General features: G+C 56.6%; 4 protein-coding genes and 1 pseudogene. All 5 read left to right on the top strand.

Translation table 11 applies throughout. The features are described from left to right. Positions 1-1,468: chemotaxis protein CheW (locus tag K5905_RS29235; RefSeq protein WP_297591039.1), on the top strand; the 1,468-nt coding region annotated here is incomplete at its 5' end. Then, a pseudogene (locus K5905_RS29230) lies at positions 1,465-1,833 on the top strand (chemotaxis protein CheW); the annotation flags it as partial. The gene K5905_RS29235 and the pseudogene K5905_RS29230, both read left to right, overlap by 4 nt. Further along, positions 1,832-2,188 (top strand): response regulator, encoded by a 357-nt coding sequence (locus tag K5905_RS29225; RefSeq protein ID WP_297591042.1) that lies wholly within the window; start codon positions 1,832-1,834, stop codon positions 2,186-2,188. The pseudogene K5905_RS29230 and the gene K5905_RS29225, both read left to right, overlap by 2 nt. A 20-nt stretch (positions 2,189-2,208) precedes the next feature. Further along, entirely contained in the window at positions 2,209-3,429 is a 1,221-nt protein-coding gene (locus K5905_RS29220) for a chemotaxis response regulator protein-glutamate methylesterase (protein ID WP_297591037.1), read from the top strand. Further along, the coding region (locus tag K5905_RS29215; RefSeq protein ID WP_297591035.1) for a protein-glutamate O-methyltransferase CheR at positions 3,426-3,992 on the top strand (567 nt) is incomplete at its 3' end. The genes K5905_RS29220 and K5905_RS29215, both read left to right, overlap by 4 nt.

The raw sequence follows: 3,992 nt of genomic DNA, 5'->3' as shown, positions 1-3,992 counted from the left end.
GACTGCTGCGGCAGTGACCAGTGTTTCCGGTCGCGGCGTCGGTATGGATGTTGTGCGCAACAACATCGAGTTGATCGGCGGTACGGTGGACCTTCGTTCAACACCGGGCAAAGGCTCCAGCTTCATCATCAAGATCCCGCTGACCCTTGCCATTGTTTCGACGCTGATCGTTGAAGCAAGTGGTGACCGATTTGCGATCCCGCAGCTGTCGGTGGTCGAACTGGTCCGCGTACAGACCAATTCCGAACACCGTATTGAGCGGATCAAGGACACGCCTGTCCTGCGCTTGCGCAACAAGTTGCTGCCTCTGGTCCATCTGTCACAGTTGCTGGGCATCTATGAAGGTGAAAACGCAGACGAGGCCATCGATGCGGACAATGGGTTCATTGTCGTGATGCAGGTTGGCAGCCAGACATTCGGCGTTGTTGTTGACGGTGTCTTCCATACGGAAGAAATTGTGGTCAAGCCGATGTCGACCATGCTGCGGAACCTGGAAATGTTCTCGGGCAATACCATTCTGGGTGATGGTTCCGTGATCATGATCATCGATCCGAACGGCATTGCCGGAGCAATGGCAAGCCACGCTTCCAGCGCGGTTGCCGAATCCCAGGAAGACGATCAGGAAGACCTGCAGCGCAGGGCCATGTCGGGCCAGAACGCGATTTCGCTTCTGCTCTTCCGTGCCGGGGCGCCGGAACCGAAAGCGGTACCGCTTTCACTGGTCACCCGTCTGGAAGAATTCGAAGTTTCGAAAATCGAGCGCTCGAACGGTCGCGATCTGGTGCAGTACCGCGGTGCGCTGATGCCGCTGGTTTATGTCAATGACGGTGACTGTCACAAGACGGAAGGCACGCAGCCGATGCTGGTGTTCTCCGACTCCGGCCGTTCCATGGGTCTCGTGGTCGACGAAATCGTCGACATTGTCGAAGATCACATGAATATCGAAGTCGGTTCGGAACGCCCGGGCGTTCTCGGTTCGGCTGTTGTGAAGGAACGTGCCACGGAAATCCTCGACCTCGGCTATTATTTGCCGCAGGCCTTCGAGGACTGGTTCATGCGCAAGGAAATGGATATCGAGGCGCTGACGAAGAAGGTTCTTTTCGTCGACGACAGTTCCTTCTTCCGGAACATGCTGACACCGGTGCTGAAGGCGGCGGGTTACGATGTGACGACCTGTACCGGACCGCAGCAAGCCTTTGAGCTTCTGGAAAACGGCGACAAGTATCATGCGATCGTCAGTGATATCGAGATGCCGGAGATTAACGGGTTCGAATTCTGTGAATCGCTTCGCCGCGATCCACGCTTCCGGAACATTCCGATCCTGGCATTGTCGTCGATGGTTACTCCGGCTTCGATCGAGCGGGGCCGCCAGGCCGGCTTCGACGACTATGTCGCCAAATTTGACCGTCCCGGCTTGATTGCCGCTCTGAAAGACGTCTTCTCCGGTGAAATGGGAGCTGCAGCATGAGTGTGCTGGAACACAAACCGACCGCAGACCAGAAAAACGGCAGCGACATGATCCAGTATGTGACGGTGGTTATCGGAGGCCAGCTTTTCGGCCTCCCTATTTCCCAGGTCCATGACGTGTTCGTGCCTGAAAGCGTCACCCGGGTGCCGAATTCGGCACCTGAAGTGGCGGGTGTTCTGAACCTGCGTGGCCGTATTGTCACGGCGATCAACATGCGTCGCCGCTTGCACCTGCCGCCGCTGGAGGACGAGCAGATGATGGCTGTCGGTATTGAATACAAGCAGGAAAGCTATGGTCTTGTCATAGACACCGTTGGCGAAGTTCTGACCCTTTCCGCGGATTCGTCGGAATCGAACCCGTCCAATCCTTGTAGTAGATGACTCGAGTGTCATCCGGAAGGTGGCCCGCCGCATCCTTGAAGACATGAACTTCGAGATCACCGAAGCAGAAGATGGTCAGCAGGCGCTAGACGAATGCAGAAAGACCATGCCGGATGCGATCCTTCTGGATTGGAACATGCCGGTCATGGATGGTCTGGAGTTTCTCACCAGCCTCAGGGCTGAAGAGGGTGGCGAGAATCCAATCGTTGTTTTCTGTACGACGGAAAACGACGTAGCGCATATTGCCCGGGCAATCCGGGCCGGTGCCAACGAGTACATCATGAAACCTTTCGACCGGGAAATTGTCGAAGCCAAGTTTCAGGAAGTCGGTCTTATTTAGTTTCGAGTTGGGCGGTCTAAATGGCATTTGCGCAAAGAAGTGTGTCTGCGGGCGCGAACCCGGGTAGTGACCCGATTAAAGTAATGGTGGTCGACGACGCAGTGGTAATTCGCGGGTTGTTGACCCGCTGGCTGGGGGAAGACAAGGGGCTGAAAGTTGTCAGTTCCCAGCGAAACGGAAAACTCGCCGTTGAAGATATAGAAAAAAGCAATCCCGACGTTGTCGTCCTCGATATTGAAATGCCGGAAATGGACGGCATGACCGCTTTGCCGCTGATGCTCGCCAAAAAGCGTGATCTCGTTGTCATCATGGCGTCGACCCTGACACGGCGGAATGCGGAAATCAGCTTGAAAGCCTTGTCGTTAGGTGCGGCTGACTACGTGCCGAAGCCCGAATCCACGTCAGAAGTCACAACTTCGATCGACTTTCGTCGAGAGCTGATCGAGAAAGTGAAGGCCCTTGGTGCACGCGCGGTTCGCATGCGCGGTCCGGCTCGTACCATGCGTGCGGAGACCAGTGCAGGACGTACGGCACAGCCCGTCAGACCTGTTTCTGCACGGCCGGCACAGGATACGCGGGCAAGCTTTCGCGGAGCTGCCAAACCGGCAGCTGCAGCTGCGTCTTCCGGCCTCAAGACACGACCATATTCGTCGGCCAAGCCGCGGATCCTGGCGATCGGATCGTCAACAGGCGGCCCGCAGGCTTTGCAGGAGGTGATGAAGGAAGTCGGCACGGCCATGAACGATGTGCCTGTGGTCATCACCCAGCACATGCCACCGACCTTCACATCCATTCTTGCAGAACATCTTGGCAAGGCCGCACTGCGTCCTGCCAAGGAAGGCGAAGATGGCGAAGTGCTCAAGGCAGGCAACATCTATGTTGCGCCAGGCGGCAAGCACATGATCCTGGAAAAGGATGCCGGCGCTGTCAAAATCCGTTTGACGGACGGACCTCCGGTCAACTTCTGCAAGCCCGCAGTGGATCCGCTTTTCGACAGTGTCGCCAAGGCATACGGCTCTGCCAGCCTTGCAGTGATCCTGACTGGCATGGGGCATGACGGCGCTGACGGGGTCAAAACGATATCCTCCGGTGGAGGTAGCGTAATCACGCAGGATGAGGCAACCAGCGTTGTCTGGGGCATGCCAGGCGCTGCGGCGCAGACCGGTGTGTGCAGTGACATCCTGCCGCTCAATCAGATCGGTCCGAAGATCGCGCGCGTTTTGAAGGGGAGCACACGATGACCCCGAACGAGTTCGAGTTTCTGAAAAACTTTCTGAAGACACGATCCGGTCTGGTTCTGTCGAACGACAAACAGTATCTGGTCGAAAGCCGGTTGCTGCCGATTGCACGCAGCTCAAAGTTGGAAACCTTGAGTGCGGTCATCCAGACGATGCAACGCGGCGGGAACCGGGCGCTTGAAACCGAAGTCATCGAGGCAATGACGACAAATGAGTCGTTCTTCTTCCGTGACAAGACGCCGTTCGAACATTTCACGGATACAATGCTGCCGGCTCTGCTGGAAAGCCGTGCGTCCCGCAAACAGATCAAGATCTGGTGTGCTGCCGCCTCCAGCGGACAGGAACCTTATTCACTCGGTATCTGCCTAAAGGAAGCTGCGGCGAAAATGCCAGGTTGGCGGTCGCGTATCCTGGGGACTGATCTGTCGCAGGAGGTGCTTGAAAAGGCGAAGACCGGTCTCTACAGTCAGTTCGAGGTTCAGCGCGGCCTGCCGATCCAGATGCTTTTGAAGTATTTCGAGCAGAAGGGCGACATGTGGCAGATTGATGCGGGCATGCGGTCCATG

The sequence above is a fragment of the Roseibium sp. genome, from assembly GCF_025698965.1.
Taxonomy (GTDB): Bacteria; Pseudomonadota; Alphaproteobacteria; order Rhizobiales; family Stappiaceae; genus Roseibium.
The sequence above is the reverse complement of the archived record's forward strand: the minus strand, read 5'-3'. Positions and strand labels throughout refer to the sequence as shown.